This is a genomic window from Corynebacterium sp. 5QC2CO, from assembly GCF_024580435.1.
GTDB classification, from domain to species: Bacteria; Actinomycetota; Actinomycetes; order Mycobacteriales; family Mycobacteriaceae; genus Corynebacterium; species Corynebacterium jeikeium_D.
On the sequence record NZ_JANIKI010000013.1, the window covers coordinates 24555 to 50266 of the forward strand.

The window sequence follows — 25712 nt, forward strand, 5'->3', positions numbered from 1 at the left end:
CCTTTTCGTCTTTAATTTGTTTTTTGGGTGACCAGTTTCAATGGTGATGAATCGACCTCGCACATCCCGCCAGTCAGTGCCGCGGCCCGCAGCGCTGGGCTTGCGTAACGACGATCGGACGCGCGCTGACCTGGAAGATTTGGGGTGGTACAACGAGGAATCCCTACACCTGTTGTGGGGTCTTGCCGGAGCCAGCGACCCCAAACTGGCGCTCATGGCGCTAGTGCGGCTGAAAGGCGCTCTCGACGAGCTGGAGCAGCAGAGAAAGCTGGAGAACTGGGCCACCTGGTCCGGTCTCGATGAGGCCATGCGCGAGCAGGTGCCGCTGCGTACGCGTATGTTTGCGCTGCTCGGCGGCTCGAGTGCACTGGGCGATCACCTGGTTGCACACCCAGAAAAGTGGGTTCTACTCCAAGCTGAGCTTCCTACTGAGGCAGACATGTTCCGCGAGATGCTCTCCAGCGTCGGGGCTGTGCCCGAGGTCATTGAACTCACTGATGAGGCCAGTCTGGAAAAGCAGGAGGATCCGGAGTATCGCAAGCCCGTCGTTGCGCCCGCCACGCTTGAAGGCCCCGGTTTGTACCGTGCGAAGCTCACCGGCCGTGAGGCCGAAGTTGCGATGCAGTGCGCCTACCGAGACTTGATTATGCGTATTGCGTGCTACGACTTGGCTGGCACGTACCCACGGGGTCCTCGCCGTCCGGGACAGCCACAAGTCCCATTCCGTCAGGTCTCGGAGGCACTCAGTGATCTGGCTGATGCGGCGTTGACGGCTGCACTGTCTGTAGCTGTTCAGCAGGTCTTTCCTTCGTCGCCGGTCTCAACACGCCTGGCCGTAATCGCCATGGGTAAGTGCGGTGCGGAAGAGCTGAACTACATCTCCGATGTGGATGTCATTTTCGTCGCAGAGCCGGCGGATGCCCGAGCCACTCGTTTGGCCAGTGAATTTATCCGGATTTCTTGTCACTGCTTCTTTGAGGTCGACGCGAATCTCCGCCCGGAGGGCAAGTCGGGTGCACTTGTACGCACCGTGGATTCCCACGTCGCCTACTACAAGCGCTGGGCCGAAACCTGGGAGTTCCAGGCGTTACTGAAGGCGCGGCCGATGACGGGCGATGTCGAGCTGGGCCGCGAATACATCGATGCTCTGGCCCCGATGGTGTGGACCGCCTCTCAGCGGGAATCCTTCGTCGACGATGTTCAACGCATGCGCGCCCGCGTGGTTCAAAACGTCCCCGAAGAGCTTCGCTACCGAGAGCTCAAGCTCGGTCGCGGTGGTCTGCGGGATGTCGAGTTCGCGGTGCAGCTGCTGCAGCTGGTCCACGGTCGCTATGACGATAGCCTCCGCGTGCTGCCAACTGTGATGGCACTCGACGCACTTGTCGAGGCTGGCTACATCGGTCGCGAAGACGGTGCCGCGCTGATTAACGCATACGAATTCATCCGTCTGCTGGAGCACCGCCTGCAGCTGCAGAAGATGCGGCGGACGCATTTATTGCCCGCCGAGGACGACACCGAAGCCCTTCAGTGGCTCGGTCGGGCCTCTGGCATCGTCGGTGAGGGCGGCACCGATGCCAGCAAACCGCTGGCCAAGCAGGTTCGACTGGCCAGCTCGCAGATTCGCTCCCTGCACAACAAACTTTTCTACCGTCCACTGCTGAACTCCGTGGTGGAGCAGGACATCGGAACCCTGCAGCTATCGGCCGATGCGGCAAAGCGCCAGCTGGCCGCGCTGGGCTATCAGTACCCGGATCGCGCCTACGAGCATCTTTCTGCGCTGGCGGCGGGGAGCTCGCGCAAGTCGCGTATTCAGGCGATGCTGCTACCGACGCTGATGGAGTGGCTATCGTCGACGCCAGATCCCGACGCGGGTCTGCTCAATTATCGCAAGCTCTCTGAGAAGCTCCACGACGAAACGTGGTTCCTGCGAGCGCTGCGCGATGAGGGCGTCGTCGGCCAGCGGCTGATGCGTGTGCTCGGTTCTTCGCCGTACGCGTCTGATCTGATTATGAGTGCGCCGGACGTAATTAAACGGTTCGGCGACGGTGCGTCCGGGCCAAAGCTACTGAATACCGACTCCGATGTAGTCGGGCGTGCGCTGGTCGCAGCGGCTGCCCGTCACAACAGTCCAGCTAAGGCCATTGGTGTGGCACGTGCGTTGCGCCGTGCAGAGCTCGCGCGCATTGCCTCCGCGGATCTTTTCGGGCTGATGGATGTGCAAGAGGTCTGTCACTCTCTGTCGATGGTGTGGGACAACGTGCTCGAAGCTGCCCTCGCCGCCGAAATCCGTGCATGGTCGCTGGAGCATCCTGACTCGGAGGTCCCGGGCGTTATCTCCGTGATTGGTATGGGGCGACTCGGCGGTGCTGAACTGGGCTACGGCTCCGATGCCGACGTGATGTTCATCTGTGAACCCCGCAAGGACGCCGATGGCACGCCGCTTGTCGACGATTCCGAGGCGGTCAAGTGGGCAACCAGGATTTGTGACTCGTTGCGTCGTCGGCTGGCAAAGCCAAGCCAGGACCCACCACTGGAAGTTGACGTGGACCTGCGTCCAGAAGGACGCTCGGGTCCGATTGTCAGGACCCTGGATTCCTATGTGAGCTACTACGAGCGCTGGGGTGAAACCTGGGAGATTCAGGCACTGCTACGTGCTACCTGGATTGCCGGCGATAAAGACCTGGGCACCCGCTTCCTCAAGGCCATCGATCCGCTGAGGTACCCAGAGGGCGGAGCTGATGCCAAGATGGTCCGCGATGTCCGTCGTATGAAGGCGCGTGTTGATTCCGAACGGCTGCCTCGCGGAGCTGATCGCCGTACCCACACCAAACTCGGTTCCGGTGCACTGACCGATATTGAATGGACTGTGCAGCTGCTAATCATGCTGCATGCCCACGAAGTGCCGGAGTTGCACAACACGTCGACGCTGGAGTGTCTGGAAGTGCTGAAAGACCGCGGAATTCTAGATGTGGAAGATACCGACGCGCTTCGGGATGCCTGGTTGATGGCGACGAATGCTCGCAATGCACTGGTGCTCACGCGTGGTAAACGCACGGATCAGTTGCCACAGCCGGGGCGTCAGCTGACTCAGGTCGCAGGTGCGGCGGGGTGGGAGGCATCGGATTCCAACGGTTTTATTGAGCACTATTTGCGTCTGACTCGTCACTCCAGCCGTGTCGTCAATCGCGTGTTTTGGGGTGAGGAGAACCCCGACCACGAGTAGGCCGGGCAGAGGTCTGCCGAACCTCGCTGCGAGGATCATTATGTGGCTGCGGGGTGCAGCCTTTGTCTTAGCACGGCGACCGGGCATAATGGTGGGCTATGGAACGCAACATCGATTATTCGGTACGCCCTAGGTATGAGGATTTCATTCTCAACCTCGATGGCACTGACCTGCGTTTTTTATTGAGCCGCACGTGCCCAGCAGCTGACACCTCAGCTGCTGGGCAAGAGGCGGTGGAATTGCTGATGTCACAGGATTCAGCGCATACGGCGCTGTCTTTTTGTGATCCCGATGTTCTCGATGTGGCTCACTTAGTTCATATTCTGGAGGATTCCGCATCGCTGGATACCCTCACAGAAGTGGCCTATTGGGCATCGGATGCGGACGTGATGGCGCACGATACGCCGAAGGGTGTTGACCGCAAGCGTCGTCGCGTCGGCAAGCAGCAGCTTGAGCATGTGCTACGCCGTGGCCAGCGTCAGGGGCTCGTGTGGGAGGAACCGGCGGGCGTGTGGCATGTGCCGCCACATATTTCGGAGGTGTTCCCGGCGGAACCGAGCCTCAGCTTCCGCGTCGCCGACTTGGTGGCGAATATGCCAGCGGATGTGCTGAGTCGCCGTATGGAGCGCATGGGGCTGGAGCCGGATAACGCTCCGGGAGAGGGCACATCGCGAGCACTGAGTGCCAGCGATTTAACGGTGCGAAATTTGCAGGCTCGCCAGGTGGAGCAAATTGCAGGCTTCCTCTGCGATCCGGTGAAGGTGCGGGCTCTGGTGATGACAGCTCCGGTGGATATTCGCAATGAGCTGCGCTGGATGGCAACCGACGAGAAGTACTTGCCCTCCTATATGTGGTCTGAACTACGCGCCGACGCGGTGCGCTGGGCCGAAGAGCGTCTGCTGCTGACCGTGCTAGAAGAACCGGCGATGCCGGATTCCGAGCAAGAATCGGAAGCACGCAACGATTCGACAGTCGTTGCCCGCCTGGTGGGTGCAGTCGCGTTGGCGCTCAAGGGCGACATGTGGTCGATTCGTAAGCCGCATCCGACGGAGTCTTTCCCGGCAACGCTGGAGTCAAAGGAATTGACCGAAGCTTCGGTGGCTGCGGTGGCGTTTGCTTCGGCGTTTATGGATGCTGCGGGTAGCGGCGACGGGCGCCTGAAGGACCCGTTGCACATGTATGAGGAATCGAGCCTGCTGTGGATTCAGGACTTCGCAGCATCAATAGGTGCGAGTGCTTTTGCGGCGCCCTGGATTGTGGAGATGCTGGTCAACGCGGGATTGATTCACGCTGACAGCGGGCATCCGACGCCGCGCGCACTGCAGTACTGGTACAACGCTGATGCCTCGACCCGATGGGCGTATCTCGCGGCGGGCTTCCTCGTTGGTCGCGGTCCGTGGCACGGTGAGTTTCCGTGGGTGACCATGGGCGTCGATGATCTGTCGCATGCCACCCTTGCCTACGGCTACCCGTATGCCGCGCGTGAAGTAGTGTCACTGGCCGCGCAGCTGGAGGAAGATCAGAAGTTCTATGGCTGCTGCGTCGAAGGGCATATGGCTTGGAATGTCGACAACCTCTGCGCTCGCAATGGCGCCGATGGGGAAGCGATGGTCGGTTGGCTGCTGGAGCAGGCCGGCATCTTGGGCATTCTCTACCATGGGCACTCCTCCTGGCAGGCCATGGCTATCATGTATGCCTTGCACGACATTTGGCTGACTGATCAGCACGTCGGTGCTCAGCGCATGGCCGAACTCATCGCTGAGTATGCCGCTGGTCAGGTGCCGACGGCGGAGGCAGTCCAGATTGCCCGCCTGTTCAAGGATGCCGCACCTAACGAGCGCCTGGCTGCCACACTTGATGGCGTCGCCAGCAACCAGGTTGCCCTCGCGTTGGACTTCATCGGCGACCGCGAAACCTGCGCGGAAACTTCTCGCTGGATTATTTCCGAGGAGAGCCTGCGTCGCGCTTGCCTCGCGGTTGACGGCGACGTCGATGTCCTGTTTTCCCAGCTGGGGCCACTGGTCAATAGTTCTATGAAGCTGGTCATCTACGCCGAGCTAGTCCGCATTACCAAGACCGAGAAGCTGCAGGAAATGTATGAGCGTGAGGCCGTAGCACCAACGCCTTCGCTTGACGACGTCCCGGAGAACGCAGCCTCCGAAACTGACACCGGTGAGCGCGTTTCCCATGGTGCTCAGACCGATGGCAGCGAACGCACGGCGGATAGCGGCCGCGCAGACTCCTCTGGGCAATCGGAGGACTCGGAGGGACTGGAAGGACCAGAGCAGCTTTCGCTGTTCTAGCCGCTCCGTCTCTCGACTTCCTGTAGTTCCTACTCCGTAGGTTCCAGCTCAAAACGGCTCTGCTGGGCGACAAAGCGTGCCGCCGCACGCTTTGCCACCAGCAGGCCAACGAAACCAATCACCCACACACCGACGACAGCCAACCAGCCAATGCGGAAGGTCTCCCAGGTGTAGTTTCCATCGGGAGCTGCAATATCCAGCAGGAAGCCGACACCTTGTGCAGCGAGCATGGTGGCCACGAAACCGCCCATATTCGCCAGCCCAGTGCCCGTGGCGAGTACCTTGCGATCGACCTCTTCGCGCACTGAGTCGAAGCCGAAGTTGGACATCGCGCCAAGACCGGCCATTAGGATGTTGACCACAATAATTGCCCAGTACGCTGGTGGGTTGCTCGGTGCCAGGAACACAATCCAGACGGCCATGTTGATAAACGCGATTGCGACAACAACCTTGATGCGGTCGCGGCCGGTGCGTGCCGAGACCATGCCCATCAACGGCCCGGCGATAATTACTGACAGCGTGTTAACGACCAGCACCACACTGGCCTCGGAGGGCTTAAGACCCATACCCAGCATCATCAGAGGCATGCCCCACAGCAATGTGAAGATGCACTGATGCATCAAACCAGTCCAGTGAGTGAAGAAACCCTGCCAGCACACCGGGTGAGTGGTCACAATCTTCAGAGTCTGGCCGATAGTCAGTTTCTCGTCGGCTGCGGCAGAGGTCCCGCCATTGGCAGCCGTCTTCGCGGCCTTCTTGGCGGCGCGGCGTTTACGAAGTGACATCTTGGCTGTGGAGGAGTTCTCCGGGACGTCGGCAAGCGCGATCATGCCTACGATAGCGATGAGAAGACCCGCGGTGCTCAGCGACAAGAACGCGGGCACCCACCCCGCGGCGTGCAGAATCGCGAGGAACGGGACCGCAGAGATGAACTGGCCGAGCTGGCCAAGACCAGCCGTGAGCTGCGTGAACAGCGGAGTGACGCGCAGTGGGAACCACGCGGGAAGCAGTCGCATCGCACCGAGGAATGCGGTGGCATCGCCGGCGCCGATGAACACACGAGCGATGACAGCCAGCGGATACGATGTCGTAAACGCGATGATGACCTGGCCCAGCGCCATAATCAGTGCGCCCACGACCATGGTTTTCTTGGCGCCGACGCGGTCAATGATGATGCCCGTCGGAATCTGCGCCAGGGCGTAGACACCAACCTGCACGGCGGTGAACAGCGCGAGTTGGGAGGCGTTGATATGGAAGCGATTGAGCGCCTCGACGCCAGCGACACCCATGGAGGTGCGGCCGACGATGGCAACGATGTAGGTAATCAGCGCCGCCAGCCAGACGGCAATCGCGCGGCCAGTGACGTGCTCGCGCGGGTCCTTTGCCACCGCGGTGGCGGGCTGATCTGTTGATGAAATCTGATCGTTACCGTTACGCTGCTTTACCACTCGCCACATTGTAGACCCCATCAACTAACCGGCCTGAAGTGGGGGCGCACCGGGGTTCTAGGTGACCCGATTATGCCCGCGGCAAACTACCTTTGTGCCTTAGCCAGAACTTCCTTCACGAAGTCCGCAACCACCAGCCGCGAGACCTTGAAATCAATTACGGCAACGGAAGCCTCATCGGAGTTGGAAACGTCATGGAAATAGGCGTCGAGCTGGGCAAAGTCCTCGGGTTTGCCGACATTGAAACCGTGAGCGCCATACGCACGTCCGACTGCGGCGAAGTCGTAGTCGGCGATCTCCATCGACGAGGTGTCCAACCCGACATCGCCAAACTGGTGCAGCTCCGCGCCGTAGGCAGCATCGTTAATGAACACCACGCAGCCGCCACGACCACGACGCAGCTGCTCTATCGCCGCGGGTAGATCCGCAATGCCCATCGTGCCGCCACCGTCACCGGCGACTAGCACGCAATAGTCCTCGGGCCGTGCCGCCGCGAGGCCGACAAGTGACCCCATGCCCAAACCAATTGACTGAATCGCCGTGCCCACAATCACTTGCTGCTGCGGGCCCGGCACATCGAGATATTTCGGAACCCATCCCAGGAAATGGCCTCCGTCAGTACACACAGCGCGCTGATTGGGCAGGACACGATTCAGGTACTGCAGGCACGCCCGCGGATCCAGCCGGCCATCCGCACATGTCAGCGACTCGACCTCCGCTGCCGTCGGCAGTGTCTTCAACTCTGCACGCCATGTGCTTGACGACGATCCCCGGGGCTTCTCCAGCCGCTCTGCCAGGACGGGCAGAAGTTCCTCCAGCTTAGCCAATAGCGGTGTCACCGATGGCTGAGCGGCGGGATGGGGCTCGTCGACAACCTGGATAATCTTCGCGTCCGGTGCAAACATGTTGCCGCCACGGTTTTGGAAGGCGTTGAAACTTGCTCCCAGGAACAGCACCACATCGGCCTGTCGAGCTAGCTCCACCTGCCACGCGTGCGCAAAACCGCCCACAGTGCCAATCTGCCACGGGCTGGAAAGCACATGACGAGCCATCGCTGAGTGCATAAACAGTGCCCCTACACTGTCCCCGATGCGGCGGACTAGCTCTGCGGTATCAGAGAGCAATACACCTCTACCAGCAATAATGAGAGGGCGGCGGGCAGCCTGCAGTTCCTCTGCCAGCGACGTGACAGTTGACTCTAACCATTCTGGTCTGCTGGTGTGTAGATGCTCCTGGTTAGCCGACTGTGTTTCAGACGCAGATGCCGTTATCGGTGCTTCTTGGATGTCATAGGGGAGCAGCAGCACGACAGGCTGCCGAGAGCTCAGTGCGTGCTGGACCGCAAAGTTTGCGTCGTCTAGCGCGGACTCGGGAGTAACAGTGCGATGGCAGACATCGAGGGCGTCGAGGAGCGCCGCCTGATTGAGGTCAAAGGGACGTGGGCGTTCCGGGTGCGTGCCGACGACAAAAACCAGCGGAATACGAGCTACTCGAGCCTCGGCCAGAGTAGTTAGCGCATTGGTGAATCCTGCGCCGCAAGTGGCGGTCGCGATAGCAAGCCCTCCGCCTGCGCGGTGGAAGGCATCGGCGGCCCCGACAGCAGCCGATTCGTGTCGGACGGAGGAGTAGCCGAATCCCGATTCGGTAAGGGCTGACGTGAAGTGGGAGTTCGCGTTGCCGATGAGACCGAAGCAGTGGTCGCAGTGCTGGGCCAGTGTGTCGGCCAGCGCCCGCGAGACCGTTGTGGTCTTTTGGAAACCTTCCTGCGGGGAAGACGCGGGCGCGTGGGGCATAGGACGGCTATTAACTCGAGTGAAACTCATGTGAACAATTGTGAGGTAATCACGGGGGTAATAACAGCCCTATAGCCCAAGATAATGCCGTTTGCCCTTAAAAAAGAGGGCACTATTCCACATCGCTGCTGCGCGGATGGGGGTGACGTTGGGCTATGCCCGGTTTTAAGCCACGTTGTCGTCGATGAACTTCTTCACCACATCGACATCATTCGGCAGTTCGGTAACGCGGCGCGGGGCATTCATGATATCCGCGAAACGCTCCGGGCAATCCGGCTCGCGTCCGGTGGCCTCCAAGATGGTCTCGGAGAACTTTACCGGCAGGGCAGTCTCCAGACAGACAATTGGGGTAGATACCTGGTCTACCAGGCCGCGGGCGACGTGGATGCCGTCAGCGGTGTGCGGATCGACCATGACCTCCAGGCGCTCCCAGCAGTCCTTGATGGTCTCGACGCGGTCAGCGTGAGTCGAGCGACCGGAGAGGAAACCGTACTGGGCAGAAGCCTCCGGGAAAATCGGATCAGCAGTAAGAGAGAAGCCGCCCTCCTTGACCTTGACACCAAAGAGGTCTGCAGTGCGCTCAGCATCGCGCTCCAGCAGGTCGAAGATGAAACGCTCGAAGTTAGACGCGCGGGAGATATCCATCGATGGGGAAGAGGTAGCCTGCGTCTCCGCAGCGCTGCGCACGCGGTAGGCGCCCGTGCGGAAGAACTCATCCAACACATCGTTTTCATTGGTAGCCACGATCAGGCGGTCAATTGGCACACCCATCTGACGTGCAATATGGCCAGCGCAGATATCGCCGAAGTTGCCGGTCGGCACACTGAAGCTGACCTTCTGCGAGTTATCGGCCTCAGCACCGTTGCCACCAGTGACACGAATCCACGAGGAGACGTAGTACACAATCTGAGCCATCAGGCGAGCCCAGTTGATGGAATTGACTGCGCCAATGTGGCGGCTGGCCTTGTAGTCCAAATCACCGGAGACCGCCTTAACGATGTCCTGGCAATCATCGAAGACCCCATCGAGGGCAACGTTGTGAATGTTGGCGTCCTGCAGACCAAACATCTGAGCCTGCTGGAAAGCGGTCATTCGACCAGCCGGAGTTAGCATGAACACGCTGATTCCCTCACGGCCGCGCATTGCGTACTCGGCCGAGGAACCCGTGTCACCAGAGGTGGCGCCGAGGATATTCAGGGTCTCACCACGACGAGCCAGCTCATACTCGAAGAACTCACCGAGCAGCTGCATCGCCATATCCTTGAATGCCGCCGTGGGGCCCATGGACAAGTGACCGATGTAGAGCTGATCTTCCAGCTTCGTCACCGGCACAATATCCGGATCGGAGAACTTCGGGTAGGTGTACGCCCGTGCGCAGATACCGCGCAAATCCTCCAGTGGAATGTCGTCCACAAAAAGGCTGACGACCTCTGCAGCCAAGGCTGCGTAACCGTCGTCGACAAGCACGGAGCGCCAACGCGTCAAAGTGGCATCGTCAACCTGTGGGTACTCGACCGGCAGGTAGAGGCCACCGTCGTTAGCGAGACCTCCCAGGAGAATGTCTGAGAACTTGTGCGGCGTGCGCTCTGGGTCGCGAGTCGAAATGAAGTCCAAGGCGGGCCCCTTACATGTATGCCAACACCCGCCGCATCGGCCCATAAGAAGGCCTTTTGAAAGATTGCGACGGGGTTGACCGGTGGATGTTTTCTTTAATTTTTACATACGCACCGAAGCCAGTTAGGCCCCGGTTGCGGAAGATGCGGAATTGGCCTCTTCAGCGTCGAAGCTGAGCTCTTCGGAACGGTCGATGACATCGTCCTTGGCGAAGCGGTTAACGATCATGGCAATTGCACCGTCACCAGTGACATTACATGCGGTACCGAAGGAGTCGATGGCGATGTAGGCGGCAATCATCAAAGCGACCTGCTCCTGATCGAAGCCCAGCATGGACTGCAGCACACCGACCGCGGCCATAATTGCGCCACCCGGAACGCCCGGGGCCGCGATCATGGTGATACCCAAAGTGAGAATGAAGCCGATGGCCATGCCCGGCGAAACCTGCTTGTCCGCCATGAACATCACCGCAAACGCGAACAGGGTGATCTTCATCATCGAACCGGCCAGGTGAATGGTCGCGCACAGCGGCACGGTAAAGCCAGCGACCTTCTCCGAGACACCATTTTTCAGCGCGGCCTTGTAAGTCACCGGAATGGTAGCGGCCGAGGAGGAGGTGCCGAGTGCGGTGGCGTAGGCAGGCAGCATGTTCTTCAGGGATTGCCACGGGCTGCGGCCAGTGATGGCACCAGCGATGGAGAACTGGATTGCCAACAGAAGCACGGTGCCGATGACTGCCAGAACGAGCACCTTGAAGAACATCGACAGCGTCGTGGTCAGGTTGCCGTTCATGCCCATAGACAGGAACATGCCGAAGATGTAAATCGGCAGCAGCGGGATGATAAACGCCGAGATAATCTTCATAATCACGTCGCGCAGCTGCGTTGCACCGCGGTAGAGCGAGTCCGACTTCACGGTGGTCATCGCCACACCGACCGTGAAAGCCAGCAGCAGGGCGGTCATGACATCAAACGGCGGTGGCATCTCCACATTGAAGAAGCTCTCCAGCGCGCCCTCATCAATATCCACCGATGCGCCGGCTTGGTCAGCGCCGAGCAGCCAAGGGTAGAGCCCCTGGGTGGCGGCGTAGGCCAATAGACCCGAAAACACCGTCGAGCCGTAGGCGATAGCAGTGGTAATACCCAGCCACTTTCCGGCGCCGCGGCCCAGGCTGGCAATCGCCGGCGTGATGAGGGCAAAAATCAGCACCGGGATAAAGAAGCCCAGGAAGTTACCAAAGAGGCCATTGAAAGTGACAAAAATTCGAGCCAGCCATTCCGGGAAGAAAAAGCTGCAGACAATGCCCAGAATAACCGCGACAATAACGCGGAATAGGAGCGTTTGCGTAAAACGCATTCGGGTACTCATAGTCAATCCTTGTTCGGATGGAATTTACTTCTCTAGCGTGCGGTATTTACGTTATGCAACGCAAATAACCGGGTGTGGTTTTACGCCTTTTCGGCTACCTCTTCTTTGGCGGCCTCGTCGGCAAGCACACTCGCCGGGCGATTTGCGCGCTGCTTTCGCGTGACGACGTCAATTGCGTATCCGATCACCGTCGCTGCCAGAGTCGGCAGGAACCATCCGAACTCGATGGTCTGACCAGGTACGAGACTGAGGAAGTCCGCCAAAGCAGAACCACCGACACCCAGACCGGAGAGCACTGAGATACCCGACCAGATGGTGGCAACCCAGACGCCCAGGCGGTAGGTGTAATGCAGCTTGAAGGAGTAGGAAATGACCGGGTCGAGAAGAGTCAGTGCGATCAGTGTGATTGCCGGCGGATAAATAAAGGTAATGATCGGCGCTGCAATCGCCAGTACCTGAGATAGCCCCTGCGTTGCCATCGCGAAGGACATGACCGTGAAGATAATTGCCCAGGCCTTGTAACTGATGCCCGGAAGCAGCAGGTTGAAGAACTCGCTGGTTGCGGCAATCAGGCCGACAGCGGTGGTCATACATGCGAGCAAAACGATGAGGCCAAAGACGATTTGCCCGACCTGGCCCATGGCCTGCTTGGAAGCCTCTGCGAGAATGCCCGAGCCGTTATCGAAGGAGGCGGCATTCGGCAGCACCTGGCCGACATAGCCCAGCCCCAAGTAGATGATGGCAAGCAAAATGCCGGCGAACAGACCTGAGATCATTGTGCCGCGAACCATGCGCTTGCCCTCTGGGACACCGCTAACGCGGAGGGCAGAAATGACAATGATGCCGAATGCCAGACCTGCGATGGAGTCCATGGTGAGGTAGCCCTCGACTAGGCCGGAGGCAAATGGGGTAGAGGAGTACTTTTCAATTGGCGCAGCCGGAGCGGCATCGAATTTGAATGCCGACATCCCAACCAATACAACCAAGAGAATCAGCAGAGCCGGGGTGAGAATCTTGCCCAGCTTGGACACAATTTCATTCGGATTCCACGCCAATACTAAGGCGATACCGAAGAAAACAAAGTAGAAGGCCGCAGCGGCGGCCAGCGAATCACTGCCGACAATCGGCTGGACACCGGTTTCGTACGACACGGCACCGGTACGCGGTAGAGCGTAGAAAGCACCGATGGAAAGGTATGCGATTACCGGGAAGCCCAGGGAAAAGATGCGGCCCGCGCGGAACGCTAGGTCACGCAGGTTGTTGCCTGAAATGGCGATGGCGATGATGGCCAGAACTGGCAACGCCACACCGGTGAGCAGGAAACCGGTGATTGAGGGGCCAAAGTTGCTACCGGAATCCACTCCGAGCTTCGGCGGGAAGATAAGGTTACCCGCGCCGAAGAACATCGAAAACAGCATGAGCGCGGTAACAACGATAATGGAAGCGAAAGACTTCGGGGACTCCACTCCGCTCGACTTGGTCATGAGAATTGTGTTCTTTCTAAAATAGTGTCGCCCGTAAGGTCAAGGGCGATGCTGCATGCTGCTGTGGCGACGCCGTTGTTGCCGGTGCTGCGGTGGCGCAAACGCCCGTTACAGCAGCGCAATTGCAGTTCGTGTGCCCATGTAGATGAAAGGCCACGATGTCGAAAACTGACACTTTTAATGTGAAATTGTGAATTTTCACGGGCTGGGTGGAGCCTGATGCGTGAATTAAGTTGCGGCTTGTATGAGCCGTCTTTTTGAATTATTAAGGGGCTTCGACGGCGTTGGTGGTGCCGACGAAGGTACTCTATTTATCCTAATGGGGCGTTCCAGAGAGGGAAAATCAAGGAGTTTCCCAGAAAACTTTCTGCCTGTGATGGGGCAGCGGACAAAAAGAAAGAGCCTGACACACACATTTACGCTGACAGCGTGTGCGCACCAGGCTCAGTATTGATTCCGTCGCTCTACAGCAGATCCTTCACCTTCGGATTCACCAGCGCGGTCACTGCGGCCTTCGCATCAGCCGCAGTCTCGGCATCGACAGCGTACGCTGCCATCTGCTGGCAAGTAGCGCGGTCGTGGAGGCGGAGAGCGGCGCGGACGGCCGGCACCTTCTTGGCAGCCATGGACAGCGAGCTCACGCCGAGACCCACCAGGACCAGTGCCAGCAGCGGGTCACCGCCGGCTTCACCGCAGACACTAATCGGCTTGCCGGTAGCATTGCCGCCCTTGCATGCGGACTTAATCATTTGCAGTACCGCTGGTTGCCACGGGGAAAGCAGATCCGCCAGAGCCCCCTGCATACGGTCGGCTGCCATAGTGTACTGCGACAAGTCGTTAGTACCAATGGAGGCAAAGTCCACAATGGACAGCAGCTGCTTCGCGCGAATCGCTGCTGCGGGGACCTCAATCATGATGCCGACCTTCGGCAGGCCACGCTCCCGTGCCTTGTCTGCAAACCACTTTGTTTCTTCGACCGTTGCGATCATCGGAGCCATAACCCGCAGGTCAGCCTTACGGCCGGTGGCGTCAAACGCAGCGGCGAGTGCATCCAGCTGCGTATCCAGCAAATCTTCCCGAGCCTGCGACAGGCGCAGTCCGCGGCGCCCCAGCGCCGGGTTTTCTTCCTCGCCTAGGTCGGCAAAGCTCAGTGGCTTATCCGCACCCGCATCCAGTGTGCGCACAACCACGCGTCGCTCACCGAATGCCTTCAGCACACGAGTGTAGGTTTCCGTTTGTTCTTCCAAACTCGGAGCCTTGTCGCGGTCGAGGAAAAGGAACTCAGTACGGAACAGGCCGGTGCCCTCATTATCCTGCGCTGCTGCAGACTCACCATCTTCCGCTGTACCAATGTTGGCCAGCAGATTCACCGGGTAACCATCAGCGGTCTTGCCTGCGCCCACAGACTGCGCTAGGGCTGCTTCCCGGCGTCGAGCGCGCTCTTCCAACGCGGCGACCTCATCGGCGGTCGGATTCGCAATTACCTCACCTGCACCACCGTCAATGGCGACGAAGGTACCGGCCTCAAGTTCCATGACGCCCTTCGCCTTAACGACGGCCGGAATGCCCAGCTGTGCTGCGAGGATAGCCGTGTGGCTGGTCGGCCCGCCACCGGCGGTGGCAATGCCTACGACCAACTCGGGGTCAAGACCCACGGTTTCGGCGGGCGCGAGATCGTCGGCAAGCAGAATAGTTGGGGTGGAGACATCCGGGACGCCCGGTTTTGGCAGGCCACGCAGCTCGCAAATTGTGCGGTCGCGAACATCGTAGAGGTCGGTGACACGTTCAGCCATGTAGCCACCGAGACTGGTTAGGAGCTGCGCGTAGTCCTCAACGGCATCGTGAACGGCCTGGGTGATGCCGGAGCCCGCCTTGAGTTTCTTCACCACGGCCTTGGCGAGCGCCCTATCGGAAGCCAGTTGCGCCGTGGCCTCCAGAATTGGACGTGCCTGCGGGCTGGAGTGCTCAGCCTGCTTCTTCAGCGACTCTGCGACGTTGGCCATCGCTGCGCGGACGCGCTCACCATCGGCGACGGGATCGGTCGACGACGGCTCTTTGGTATCAACTCCCGGAGCGGGGAGTACTTTTACTACTTCAGCGCTGGCCGTACCGGTCGAGACACCGATGCCATAGATGACAGTGTGCTGCTCGTTCATTGCTTCCGATCTCCTTTTCGGGACCTCTGCGGGGATACTCGTCGGTCGTGGTGTGCCGTGGTGTTATCCAGGAGCGTTCTAGCTGGGCTTACTCGGCATCAAGGTCGCGCTCGAGCATGGCAGCAAGCTCGTCCAGAGCTGCAGCTGCGGAGTCGTCCTCGCAGCTCAGCGTGACTTCGTCGCCGTGCTTAGCACCGAGGGTCATGACCTCCAGGATCGAGGCGGCATCGGCCTCTTCGTCGTCAAGGGAAATGACAATGTCGTAGTCGTACTCAGCAGCAGCCTGAGTGAACAGGGAAGCTGGGCGAGCGTGCAGGCCTACGGAGGAACCGATGGTAGCGGTACGAGTAATCATGGTTGAATCCTTTCGGGTCGAATATGTGAAATTCTCTGACTCCGGCACAGTGCCTGTACACCCCACCGCTGGTGCGCCGCCCGCTGGTGCTTGCTTAGCATCAACGTCGCGCACGCTCCGGGAAACCCTGGAGGCGGTGGGAGATACAGCCGCTGCCTGCACAATGCGTGCAATATGCAGGGTGAGGTAGGAAACTTCGTCTTCCGTCAGCCCCGACCCCAGACGCAGTTCAATGACTGCGGAGATACGCTGTGCGCAGCGAAACGCCTCTGGGGCGGAGTCACGGATGGCCTGGCCAATAGCGGAGGAGTGGTCTTTCAACTGCTCATGCTTGGCGATCCGGACGAACAGGTAGCGCAGGTGCGTGATGAAGCGCCCCACATTGACAGTCTCTGGCTCCAGCGTGATGCCAAAATCACTTTCAATGATTGTGAGCAGCTGCTGCAGCACGCCCGTCATGGTGTAGGTGAAGCTCAAATCGCCCGTAGAAAAACCAGCATTGACCAGGTGTAACGTAATTGCCACCGCTTCTGAGCGGGGCAATGGCGCTATACGACGGTCATTGAGGGCGCGATTGATATGCGACAAAATCGCCTGCGCCTGCGCGTATTCTTCACTATAAAGTTGGCTGACTTCCGCGAGCAGCGGGTAATCGGCTCGCTGCCCGTTAGCTGCCCTCATGATGGCGAAACCAATGTGATCGGCCAACGCCACAAGGAGGGAAGCGTTCTTCGTCATTGATTCCGGCAGGCCGGCTGCGGTTACCGCATCGGTCACAAGAGTCATGTGAGCCAGCGGAATTTCTGTGAGCATCGTGGCAATTTGGTCCGGATCGCGGCCTTCTGCCGGGACGAAGATTCGGACTACTTTGCTCGAATCAACCGGCTGTCCCGGGCGAGCCTTGAACCCAATTCCGCGGCCGGTGATGATTTTTTCACCGGTCGCGTCCTTGGCCAGGACCACGTTGTTATTGAATACTCTCAGGATTTCCATGTCGGTAACCGTGAACTCCTCCATAAGTTGAGGGATTTCAGGCCGGTATGCCTTCTAGAAATCAATTATGGCTGAACTTCGATGACCATGTCGCCGGCTTGGACAGAGATGCCGGTGACCGGGGAAACCTTGGTTAGCTTCTTGGTATTGGTGATGGTCATCAGTGTCGTGGTTGGGTAACCAGCTTCCTTGACCTTGTCGAAATCGACCTCGGCAAGTACATCGCCGGCCTCGACGTGCTGCTTCTTGGAAACCTGGACATCGAAGCCTTCACCGGCCATCTTGACTGTGTCGATACCGACGTGGACGAGTACCTCTACACCGTCATCGGTCTTAATACCGAAGGCGTGACCGGTCTTTGCCACAGTCATCAACGTGCCCGATACGGGTGCGACCACGGTAGAACTGGTTGGCTTGATACCGACACCGTCACCGAGAGCACCGGAGGCAAAGACCGCGTCGCCGGCCTCGGCAAGGCTGACAACCTCACCGGCAACCGGGGCCTGCACCTGTACAGGCTTGGTATCAACGGCAGTTGCGACACCACCGGCGCCAGCTGCCGCAGCAGCCGGTGCGGCAGCCTCGGCGTTGGCGCCGCTTTCACCTGGAGTCCCAGCGGGAGCGGAAGCGGAGTCACCTGAGGCAGCGCGTGGGGTATCGTCGCGGGGCTCGTCGTCAAGCTCTGCGGCGCGTGCGGCCTCGGCCTCAGCCTTCTCTTCCGGCGTGCGGTAGTCGGTGAGGATGATTGCGAACATGGCGACGAAGAACGCCACTGCAATGGAGATCAAGTAGACCCAGATTGGCTTGAACACGACAGTGGTAATCAGAGAGGTAAAGACGAAGGCGTTGGTGGTCACGCCACCGTACGGGGCGGAGAGGATCGCAATGGTCAGACCACCGGCGAAACAGCCGAGCAGCATACGCGGGTAGATCCTCTTAAAGCGCAGGTGAATACCGTAGAGGGACGGCTCGGAGATACCGCCGAAAAGACCGGCAGCGAGTGCACCCGTTGCAGTCTGGCGCATCTGAGTGTCGTGGTCGCGCATGGAAAGAACCAGCACACCGGCAGTTGCACCGAAGCAGGCGAAGTTCCAGGCGCCCATTGGGCCTTGGATGAAGTCGTAGCCGAGAGTCTGGATATTGACCAGCATCAGCGCATTCAGTGGCCAGTGCAGGCCCAGCGGTACGAGGAACGGGTAGAGCATCGGAATGAGGATTGCGAATACGAATGGTGCGTTCGAGTTCATCCATGCCAGGCCCGAGCCGATGCCGTTACCAAGCCAGATGCCCAGCGGGCCAATAAGGAAAGCGGTCAGCGGAATCATAATCAACATGGAGATAAACGGCACGAAGACCATCTGCACATTCTCCGGGAAGACCTTCTTCAAACCGTGGTAGACCACTGCCAGGATGGCCACCATGATTAGTGGTACGAAGACCTGTCCACCATAATCATTGAGCTGCATTGGCAGACCGAAGATGTTGGCGGTGAAAGCCTCGGTACCGAGTTCCTCGTTGACTGTCCTGACGGTGTCCGAGAAACGATCAGTATCCTGCAGACTCATAAACTCCGGAGTCATCAGGGCAGCCATGATGGCCGCGCCCAGCCATGGATCTACCCGCAGCTTCTTCGCTGCGTTGTAGGCGACCATGATTGGCAGGAAGTAGAAGACGCTGCGCCACATGGCATCGACGAAAACCCAGGTGGCGGACTTATCGTCAGCGCGGAAGTCGACGATATTCAGACCATCGAGAACAGCGGCAATCGCGATGATCAGCGATGCACCCAGCAGCACGCCCAGGATTGGGCGGAACGAATCCGAGAGGTACTCGAAGAAGTTATCCAGCCAGGAATACTTGCCGCGTGCCTTCGAGCGGGCTTCTGCCTTTACGTCTGCATCGGACTTAGTGGCGACCGCGCCCGCCTCCTTCATCTCTGGCAGATGCTTAATTGCCGTGTACATCGACTCGACACCACCGCCACAGATGACCTGGTAGCGGTTGTCGCCCTGGTGAACGACGCCGAGTACGCCCGGCACCTTGTCAATCTTGTCCTCGTTGATCTTGGAGACATCACCGAGTTCAAAACGCAGACGCGTCGCACAGTGCGTCATGCTTGTGATGTTTCCGGGTCCACCGAGGTTTTCAACTATTGCCCTCGCGCTGGAATCTTTTGACGACCCCATCGTGACCTTCCTTCACAGTAAACAGGGCCGTTAAACGCAAAAAGACCCGAGGCACCACAAACTGTGAGCCTCAGGTCTTGCCTCAAAAGAGTAACAACCCTGGGTTGATATCTATTAGTTCTGACTCTACTCCGCTTTACATAGTTTTGACAAGGTAGTAATTCAAGTCCAATTTTCACATTTGGGGATAGCCCGGATTGCCTGTGGACAACCGCATGCAACTTGCTTCGCGCTCAACGCGGAAGTCGTAAGGTGGCAGCTATGAGGATTGGAGTTTTAGGTGTAGGAGCTGTGGGCGGCTGGTTTGGCGGTCGCCTTGTGCAAGCGGGTTATGATGTCGTCTTTCTCGCCCGCGGTGAGACCCTGGCACGTCTTCGTGAGGTGGGGCTCACGCTTATCGACGAGCACGGGGAACGCAGCATTATCCCCGTTAAGGCAGCCGACAACTGGGACGAACTCACTGCCGATGGCATCGGCGTCGATGTTGTGATTGCGGCAACCAAGGCGCTGCCGGGCAACGATCCTTTCCCACAAGTTCCGGCTGGAGCCGCGGTTGTGACCACCCATAACTCGGTGGAAATCCCTTATTTGGCAGCGGGGCGGTTCGGTGAGGACAAGATGTTCCCGGGTGTTATCCGCGGTTTCTTTATCCACACTGGCCCGGCGGAAGTTACCTTCCGCCCAGGACCGATGAGCCTGAACATCGGCACATTCGATGGCTCCACTAATGACCTGGTCGGGGAAGTTATCGAGGCATTGCACACGGCTGGGCTCGGTGGCGAACAGCTCCCGGATATCTGGGTCGATATCTGGGCAAAAGCGATGTTCGTGGCTAACCTCGGTGCACTAGGTGCCCTGGCTGATAGCCCGATTGGTTACTTGCGTTCGGAAATGCGCGACAGCTTGACGCGGATGTTTGAAGAAACTGAAGCAGTTGGTCGAGCCTGCGGTGTCGCGCTGCCAGAGGACATCGTGTCGCGGACCTTGGCCTTTACTGATGCTCAGGGGTACGACAACACCTCGTCGATGCAGCGTGACTACACCGAAGGCCTTGCCAATGAGCTCGATGCTCAGATTGGCGCAATCCGCCGGATGGGGCAGAAGGTGTCAGTGGAAACACCGACACTCGATCTGGTGTATGGCGCTCTGGTTGGGCGTCAACAGAACCACAAGGATTAACAGCTGCGGCGCGCAGTTAAATCAAACCGGAATTGGGGGATTGGAAAGACTGATGAAAATTGGATCGGACTACACGGAAAACAATGGGCTCATCATCGGTGACGATGAATTGGCTCGACCGGCGTGGGCGGCTCACAGCGAGCTGCTGAGAGACTATTACGATACCGAGTGGGGGATGCCGGTGCGTGATGAGCAAGGACTATTCGAACGGCTCAGCCTGGAAGTATTTCAGGCGGGACTGTCGTGGGAGACAGTTCTGAAGAAGCGGCCCGCGTTTCGGGAAGCCTTCGCGAACTTCGACCCCGATGCGGTTGCTGATTTCGATGACGAAGACGTCGAAAGACTGATGAATGATGAACAGATCATTCGGAATCGCAGGAAGATAACCGCAGTAATCAATAACGCCGAGGCGACTATTGCACTGCGTGAGCACGGCGGCTTAGCCGAGCTGATGTGGTCGTTTAAACCGGAGAAGTCTCCGGAGCCACGCTCAATCGAAGAGGTTCCCAGCTTCTCCGAAGAGTCCAAGGCGCTTGCCAAGGCATTAAAGAAAGCCGGTTTTAAGTTCGTAGGCCCCACCACGGTCTTTGCATCAATGGCTGCCGTGGGGATTGTCGATATCAACATTGTTGGCGCACATCGGCGCGGTGCCTCTGGCGTTTTTGACTAGGTGAGTGGGGGAAACTAGGTGAGTGGGGAACGTGACTAGCTAAGGGGGAAAGAAAAAGAGCGTGCCGTCAGGCACGCTCATAATCTACCGGCCAGCGTAGAACTACTTGTTCTCGTAGGAGTCGGAGTAGTTCTGGCCGTCCTCAGAAGTCCACTTCATGGTGTCCTTAGTGAACGGCTGCTCCCAGCCGTTTTCAATCTCGGACTCCGGAGCGGTCGGCAGACCAATCTCGTTTTCCAGTGCACCGTTGGCGACCCAGGTCTCGCGAATCTTACCAATCAGTGGCTGTGCACCATTGGTCTCCGGGGACTCAACGAAGGTGACGTTCTCGTATTCAGCGGCAACTGCGTCGCCGACCTTCTTGGCGGACTTGAACTCGCCAGCTTCAGTACCGTACGGGGAGGTGAAGGAAGAAGCTGCCTCGGTGATGGACTCAGGCAGGTCAGCTTCTGCCACATCCTCGCCAGCAGCGTCGCCCAGACCCAGACCGTTCATAGCCTCGTTAGCCTTGTCCTTAGCACCGTCAGCAGCGTCGCCAGCCTTATCCTTGGCGCCATCAGCAGCGTCGCCGGCCTTATCCTTGGCGCCGTCAGCAGCGTCGCCAGCCTTATCAGTGGCGTCGGTTGCTACCTGGCCAGCCTGATCCTTGGAGTTGTTAGCAGCATCCTGTGCATCATCGGAAGAACATGCAGCCAGGCCGCCGAGAAGAGCGGCGGAGCCGACGATTGCGGTAGCGATACGGGTCATCTTCTTGTTCTGCATTTCAAACCACTTTCTTGAGAGCTAACTAAGTTACCTATTCAATTATCGGCATCTTCCACTATTTGCCCGAATTAAATTCAAAGAGAAAATGACAATTCTTTTGAATATCAGGCATCGGAAGAGGGCGTGGCTTCAAAGCCGTACAGAAACAACATTAGGTAATTCTGAGACTTGCGCAAGTCAAATGACGTGAATCTGTGCACTTTGTGCACTATTTGTTACTGATTTTGCGTGACTGCGAAATTGGAATAGTGCTGGTGAGGACGTTCTGGGTAACGGATAGGTATCAATCTTATTAAGCTTGACATTTATTGCTTATTTTCTTTCCCTGCGGGATTGGAGCCGCGGGCCTCGTCGTCAAGCGTGTACTCACCATCTGGTAGGACGAACCAGGCCAAGAGGTAAAGAGCGAGGAATCCAGCGCCAATCTTCCAGCCAAGCATCGATCCAACGCAGGGAAGGATGATGTAGACCATTCGTGTGAAAGTGATATCCCAACCTTGGCTTTCCGCAATTCCTGCGAGGACGCCACCGAGGAGGCGGTCATTACGCGAGCGGTAAATTTTCTTGGTGGATTTTTCGGGAGCGGCATCGCTCATTAGATAAATACTCCAAGGTATGGATATTTAGGTATTTCCGGTTGATTGCGCTTATACGTAAGTTTCCTTCGGCATGATAATCCATGCTGCAATGTAGAGAAGAAACTGCGGGCCCGGCATCAGGAAAGACGCGACAAATATAACGCGCAGCAAAGTCGCATCCCAGTTGAAGTACTCAGCGAACCCACCGAGCACACCGGCAACCATTTTGTTATTAGTGGAACGGGTCAGTGACTTGTTGTTCATACCTATCAAGGGTAGCCCTGATCCGTTTAGTTCGCAGTGGTGCTAGCTCTACTAAATGTGCCGACTAAAACAGCATGCCCCAGCTAAAAACACCGCTACCCCAACACGGTTAGGTGGGGTAGCGGTGTGGGCGTCGTCAAGCGAGTTTAACGGGCGTGTACTAGCAGTCGTAGTAGAGCTCGAACTCCTGCGTTGTCGGGCGCAGACGTGCCGGCATAATCTCCTGCTCGAACTTGTAGCGGATGTGCGCGTCGATGAGGTCCTTTGTGAAGACGTCACCGGCGAGCAGGAACTCGTGGTCCTCCTCCAGTGCCTTCAGCGCACCCTCCAGCGAATGCGGGACGGTGGGAACATCCTTGAGTTCCTCTGGCGGCAGCTCGTAGAGGTCCTTGTCAATCGGCTTGCCCGGCTCGATGCGGTTCTTGATGCCATCGAGACCAGCCATCATTGCGGCGGTGAAAGCCAAGTACGGGTTGCCCGATGGATCCGGAGCACGGAACTCGATGCGCTTAGCCTTCGGGTTTGCACCGGTAATCGGGATGCGGATGGCAGCCGAGCGGTTCTCCTGGCTGTAGACCAAGTTAACGGGAGCCTCGAATCCCGGAACCAGACGGTGGTAACTGTTCATTGTCGGGTTGGTGAACGCCAAGACTGCACCGGCGTGCTTCAAGATGCCGCCAATGTAGTAGCGCGCCATGTCCGACAGGCCACCGTAGCCATTTTCATCGTGGAACAGTGGCTTACCATCCTTCCACAGCGACTGGTGGATGTGCATGCCAGAGCCGCCATCGCCAGCCAACGGCTTCGGCATGAAGGTAGCGGACTTCTGGTTGAACTTGGCGGTGTTCTTCACCACGTACTTGAAAGTCTGCATGTCATCGGCGGCGTGCAGCAGAGTATTGAAACGGTAGTTAATCTCCTGCTGGCCACCCGATCCCATCTCGTGGTGAGAGCGCTCAACATGGAAGCCAACATCCTGCAGGTGCTCACCGATTTCGTCACGAAGATCCTGCATATGGTCATACGGAGCAGTAGGGAAGTAGCCACCCTTGGTACGTACCTTGTGGCCGAGGTTGCGCGATCCGTCCGGGTTTACCTTCACACCGGAGTTCCACCAGCCCTCAACCGAGTCCACCTCGTGGAATGACTTGTTCGAAGTGGAGTCGTATCGGACGGAGTCGAAGATGTAGAACTCTGCCTCAGCGCCGAAATTACAGGTATCGGCGAAGCCCAGCTCGTTCAGGTAGTTCTCGGCCTTACGGGCAATATTGCGCGGGTCGCGGCTAAACGGCTCGCGGGTGTGCGGGTCATGGACGAAGAACTTCATGTTCAGCGTCTTCGACTTGCGGAACGGGTCGATGAAAGCCGTGTCCAGGTCGGGCAGCAGCATCATGTCGGAGTTATCCACCGAGGTGTAACCCGCAATGGACGATCCGTCGAAGGCGAGGCCCTCATAGGCTGAGTCCTCATCAAACTCGGATACCGGAACGGTCAGGTGCTGTTCGATGCCGGGAACGTCGGTGAACTGGACGTCTACCCAGCGAATGGCATTGTCCCGGATGTATCGTTGGATTCCTTCCGGAGTTGTCTGGTCACTGCTGGGTTTGAACTTACCCATTGGTAAAACTCGCCTACTTCGCGTCTAGCTTGTTGAGCTTACTAATCGTGTTGTCGAACTTACTGGTCACTATTACTTCAACAGCGGAACATCCCACAGGTTCAGCTTGGTGCCGATGCCCTTTGCCAGGGCGTTGTCATAGACATCGGTGGCCCAGGCGACGTCCTCGACTGGCATGCCTCCGATGGAGTAGCAGAAGATTTCCTCGTCGTTCTGGCGACCCGGGGCCTTACCGGAAGCGATATCGCCAATGTTGACAAGCTTCTCGGCGGGAAGAGTGCCCTCTTCCTTCATGTCCCACCAGCGGTTACCCGGAATACCGAGCAAGCGCTCATAGGTCACGTCTGGGCCATTCTCGTTGAACCACTCTTCGTACAGGCCGGTGTAGTCAACGACGAGGTTGCAGTCGTCGGAACGCACGAAATCGTCGTCGAGGCGTGCAGCAGCCGGCATGAGCAGCAGCGCGCCGGGCTTCAGGTACTCCTTCTTGAAGTACGGGAAACCGGACGGGCCATCGGAGGAAGTCGATGTGCCGGCGATGAGGATGTCGGAGTCGCGGATGGCCTCTTCTTCGGTCTCGACGATGCGGACCTCTTCAAGCTGTGGGAACTCGTTCTTAATCCAATCGACAGCCTTCTGGGTCGAAGCCTGGGAGCGGCCCTTGACCTTAACCTTCTTGATGCTCGGGCGCTGCGACATGGCAGAGCCGAGAATGGTGCGGCTCATAACACCCGGGCCAATGATGCCAACGACCTCGGCATCTTCGACTGCGAGGTGCTTGACGCCGACACCCGGAACAGCGCCGGTGCGGTAGGCCGACAGGAGGTTTGCCGACATGACAGCCTTCGGTGCACCCGTAATCGCATCGTTGAGAATGAACAGGTGGATCGAACGTGGCAGGTCGTTCTGGCGGTTATCGGCATTGGAGCCGTACCACTTCACGCCTGCGCCATTGAAGCGACCACCGAGGTAAGCGGGCATTGCCATGAAACGACGGTCAGGGCCATTTGCCGGCATACCTTCATGGATTGGGTTATCCGGGAAGTTGATCTGGGCACCGTGGGAGTTAGCGGAAGCGCCGGCCATGCGGTAGTCGCCGTCAGCCAGCAGAATCAGGGTTTCTTCCATGGTCTCAACGCACTTGGCGAAATCCGTGACACCAGCTTCAACCATGTCAGGTTCGCTGAGGTAGAGAAAATCAATGCGAGTTGAGTTTTCTGGGTTGGCAGCGTTGTCGTTAGTCAAGAATGCTCAAATCCTTCTTAATGTTCATCGGCCACCGTATGTGGCGGCTGTGCTTAAGAAATTCCAGATGCATGCTCTCCAGAATCAATCAAAATACCTCGGCGTGGGCTCTCGAGTCGCCTTTTCCGGGGGTATGTCGAACCACCATACGGAAAAACCACAGCGTAGGGGCGTTTATGTAGTCTTCAGCGCACCATTTCCGCTTTACGACGGTCACAGCGACAGAGCCCAATTTCCGTCAATAAGTCGCCCGTAATAACTACTTCGACATGCACAATTGATACTTTTTGAGAACGACTACCGATGAGTGAATTATCCTCCCACGCATCAATGTTTATGAACTTTGTCACATGTCATTAAGCTGCGACACATTTCTGGTTCAACGGGCGTGATTGCCAGGCCTCCTACCTTCGCAGCATGCCCCATCCGCTCTTGGCGGCTTCCCCCGCATCCGCCCCCGCCCCCGCATC

At 58.2% G+C, this 25712-nt stretch carries 17 protein-coding genes and 1 pseudogene; 4 read left to right on the top strand and 14 right to left on the bottom strand.

All coding sequences use genetic code 11. From position 1 onward, the window contains the following. Positions 1-40 precede the first annotated feature (40 nt). On the top strand, positions 41-3223 hold the full coding sequence (locus tag NQ014_RS09640; protein WP_373467722.1) for a bifunctional [glutamine synthetase] adenylyltransferase/[glutamine synthetase]-adenylyl-L-tyrosine phosphorylase: 3183 nt from the start codon (positions 41-43) through the stop codon (positions 3221-3223). 98 nt (positions 3224-3321) lie between these two features. Next, entirely contained in the window at positions 3322-5526 is a 2205-nt protein-coding gene (locus NQ014_RS09645) for a hypothetical protein (protein ID WP_257075052.1), read from the top strand. A gap of 29 nt (positions 5527-5555) precedes the next feature. Here NQ014_RS09645 and NQ014_RS09650 read toward each other — a convergent pair whose 3' ends face one another. The 9 genes and pseudogenes from NQ014_RS09650 to NQ014_RS09690 all read right to left on the bottom strand — a co-directional run bounded on the left by NQ014_RS09650 (position 5556) and on the right by NQ014_RS09690 (position 18923). Continuing rightward, positions 5556-6983, bottom strand: coding sequence for a nitrate/nitrite transporter (locus NQ014_RS09650; protein WP_257075053.1), 1428 nt, complete (start codon positions 6981-6983; stop codon positions 5556-5558). Between the two features lie 77 nt (positions 6984-7060). After that, complete coding sequence (locus NQ014_RS09655; RefSeq protein WP_257075054.1) at positions 7061-8797, bottom strand: thiamine pyrophosphate-binding protein; 1737 nt, start codon at positions 8795-8797, stop codon at positions 7061-7063. Positions 8798-8932: 135 nt separating this feature from the next. Continuing rightward, positions 8933-10381 (bottom strand): threonine synthase, encoded by a 1449-nt coding sequence (gene thrC, locus NQ014_RS09660; RefSeq protein ID WP_257075056.1) that lies wholly within the window; start codon positions 10379-10381, stop codon positions 8933-8935. A gap of 123 nt (positions 10382-10504) precedes the next feature. After that, complete coding sequence (locus NQ014_RS09665; RefSeq protein WP_257075059.1) at positions 10505-11749, bottom strand: dicarboxylate/amino acid:cation symporter; 1245 nt, start codon at positions 11747-11749, stop codon at positions 10505-10507. An 80-nt stretch (positions 11750-11829) separates the two neighbouring features. Next, the gene (brnQ, locus tag NQ014_RS09670) at positions 11830-13233 is read right to left on the bottom strand and encodes a branched-chain amino acid transport system II carrier protein (protein ID WP_257075061.1); all 1404 of its coding nucleotides are present in this window, start codon (positions 13231-13233) and stop codon (positions 11830-11832) included. 464 nt (positions 13234-13697) lie between these two features. Continuing rightward, positions 13698-15389 carry a phosphoenolpyruvate--protein phosphotransferase gene (gene ptsP, locus NQ014_RS09675; protein ID WP_257075062.1) on the bottom strand — a complete coding sequence of 564 codons (1692 nt, stop codon included), beginning with the start codon at positions 15387-15389 and terminating at the stop codon, positions 13698-13700. A gap of 88 nt (positions 15390-15477) precedes the next feature. Next, complete coding sequence (locus NQ014_RS09680; RefSeq protein ID WP_224433282.1) at positions 15478-15744, bottom strand: HPr family phosphocarrier protein; 267 nt, start codon at positions 15742-15744, stop codon at positions 15478-15480. A 177-nt stretch (positions 15745-15921) separates the two neighbouring features. Continuing rightward, positions 15922-16761 (bottom strand): annotated as a pseudogene (locus NQ014_RS09685) (PRD domain-containing protein); the annotation flags it as partial. 41 nt (positions 16762-16802) lie between these two features. Further along, the gene (locus tag NQ014_RS09690) at positions 16803-18923 is read right to left on the bottom strand and encodes a glucose PTS transporter subunit IIA (RefSeq protein WP_257075063.1); all 2121 of its coding nucleotides are present in this window, start codon (positions 18921-18923) and stop codon (positions 16803-16805) included. Between the two features lie 261 nt (positions 18924-19184). Between NQ014_RS09690 and NQ014_RS09695 the strand changes: the two genes are divergently transcribed. Continuing rightward, the gene (locus NQ014_RS09695; RefSeq protein ID WP_257075064.1) at positions 19185-20102 is read left to right on the top strand and encodes a 2-dehydropantoate 2-reductase; all 918 of its coding nucleotides are present in this window, start codon (positions 19185-19187) and stop codon (positions 20100-20102) included. Between the two features lie 52 nt (positions 20103-20154). Further along, entirely contained in the window at positions 20155-20772 is a 618-nt protein-coding gene (locus NQ014_RS09700) for a DNA-3-methyladenine glycosylase I (RefSeq protein WP_257075065.1), read from the top strand. Between the two features lie 102 nt (positions 20773-20874). Here NQ014_RS09700 and NQ014_RS09705 read toward each other — a convergent pair whose 3' ends face one another. From NQ014_RS09705 to NQ014_RS09725, 5 genes are all read right to left on the bottom strand, one after another. Then, positions 20875-21534: a YtxH domain-containing protein gene (locus NQ014_RS09705; protein WP_257075066.1), complete on the bottom strand. Its 660-nt coding sequence runs from the start codon at positions 21532-21534 to the stop codon at positions 20875-20877. Between the two features lie 308 nt (positions 21535-21842). Then, the gene (locus tag NQ014_RS09710) at positions 21843-22133 is read right to left on the bottom strand and encodes a PspC domain-containing protein (protein ID WP_070595644.1); all 291 of its coding nucleotides are present in this window, start codon (positions 22131-22133) and stop codon (positions 21843-21845) included. A gap of 51 nt (positions 22134-22184) precedes the next feature. Further along, positions 22185-22379, bottom strand: coding sequence for a PspC domain-containing protein (locus NQ014_RS09715; protein WP_038625912.1), 195 nt, complete (start codon positions 22377-22379; stop codon positions 22185-22187). A 160-nt stretch (positions 22380-22539) separates the two neighbouring features. Then, entirely contained in the window at positions 22540-23997 is a 1458-nt protein-coding gene (gene glnA / locus NQ014_RS09720; protein ID WP_257075069.1) for a type I glutamate--ammonia ligase, read from the bottom strand. 72 nt (positions 23998-24069) lie between these two features. Continuing rightward, complete coding sequence (locus NQ014_RS09725) at positions 24070-25242, bottom strand: tyramine oxidase subunit B (RefSeq protein WP_257075071.1); 1173 nt, start codon at positions 25240-25242, stop codon at positions 24070-24072. Positions 25243-25712: the final 470 nt, after the last annotated feature.

Excerpts from the sequence above, each read along its gene's own strand:
- NQ014_RS09700 (WP_257075065.1), top strand. The coding sequence starts at position 20,155 with ATGAAAATTGGATCGGACTACACGGAAAACAATGGGCTCATCATCGGT.
- NQ014_RS09695 (WP_257075064.1), top strand. The coding sequence starts at position 19,185 with ATGAGGATTGGAGTTTTAGGTGTAGGAGCTGTGGGCGGCTGGTTTGGC.
- NQ014_RS09655 (WP_257075054.1), bottom strand. The coding sequence starts at position 8,797 with ATGAGTTTCACTCGAGTTAATAGCCGTCCTATGCCCCACGCGCCCGCG.
- NQ014_RS09680 (WP_224433282.1), bottom strand. The coding sequence starts at position 15,744 with ATGATTACTCGTACCGCTACCATCGGTTCCTCCGTAGGCCTGCACGCT.
- NQ014_RS09665 (WP_257075059.1), bottom strand. The coding sequence starts at position 11,749 with ATGAGTACCCGAATGCGTTTTACGCAAACGCTCCTATTCCGCGTTATT.
- NQ014_RS09710 (WP_070595644.1), bottom strand. The coding sequence starts at position 22,133 with ATGAGCGATGCCGCTCCCGAAAAATCCACCAAGAAAATTTACCGCTCG.
- ptsP (WP_257075062.1), bottom strand. The coding sequence starts at position 15,389 with ATGAACGAGCAGCACACTGTCATCTATGGCATCGGTGTCTCGACCGGT.
- NQ014_RS09650 (WP_257075053.1), bottom strand. The coding sequence starts at position 6,983 with ATGTGGCGAGTGGTAAAGCAGCGTAACGGTAACGATCAGATTTCATCA.
- NQ014_RS09705 (WP_257075066.1), bottom strand. The coding sequence starts at position 21,534 with ATGCAGAACAAGAAGATGACCCGTATCGCTACCGCAATCGTCGGCTCC.
- NQ014_RS09690 (WP_257075063.1), bottom strand. The coding sequence starts at position 18,923 with ATGGGGTCGTCAAAAGATTCCAGCGCGAGGGCAATAGTTGAAAACCTC.
- glnA (WP_257075069.1), bottom strand. The coding sequence starts at position 23,997 with ATGGGTAAGTTCAAACCCAGCAGTGACCAGACAACTCCGGAAGGAATC.
- NQ014_RS09715 (WP_038625912.1), bottom strand. The coding sequence starts at position 22,379 with ATGAACAACAAGTCACTGACCCGTTCCACTAATAACAAAATGGTTGCC.
- brnQ (WP_257075061.1), bottom strand. The coding sequence starts at position 13,233 with ATGACCAAGTCGAGCGGAGTGGAGTCCCCGAAGTCTTTCGCTTCCATT.
- NQ014_RS09640 (WP_373467722.1), top strand. The coding sequence starts at position 41 with ATGGTGATGAATCGACCTCGCACATCCCGCCAGTCAGTGCCGCGGCCC.
- NQ014_RS09645 (WP_257075052.1), top strand. The coding sequence starts at position 3,322 with ATGGAACGCAACATCGATTATTCGGTACGCCCTAGGTATGAGGATTTC.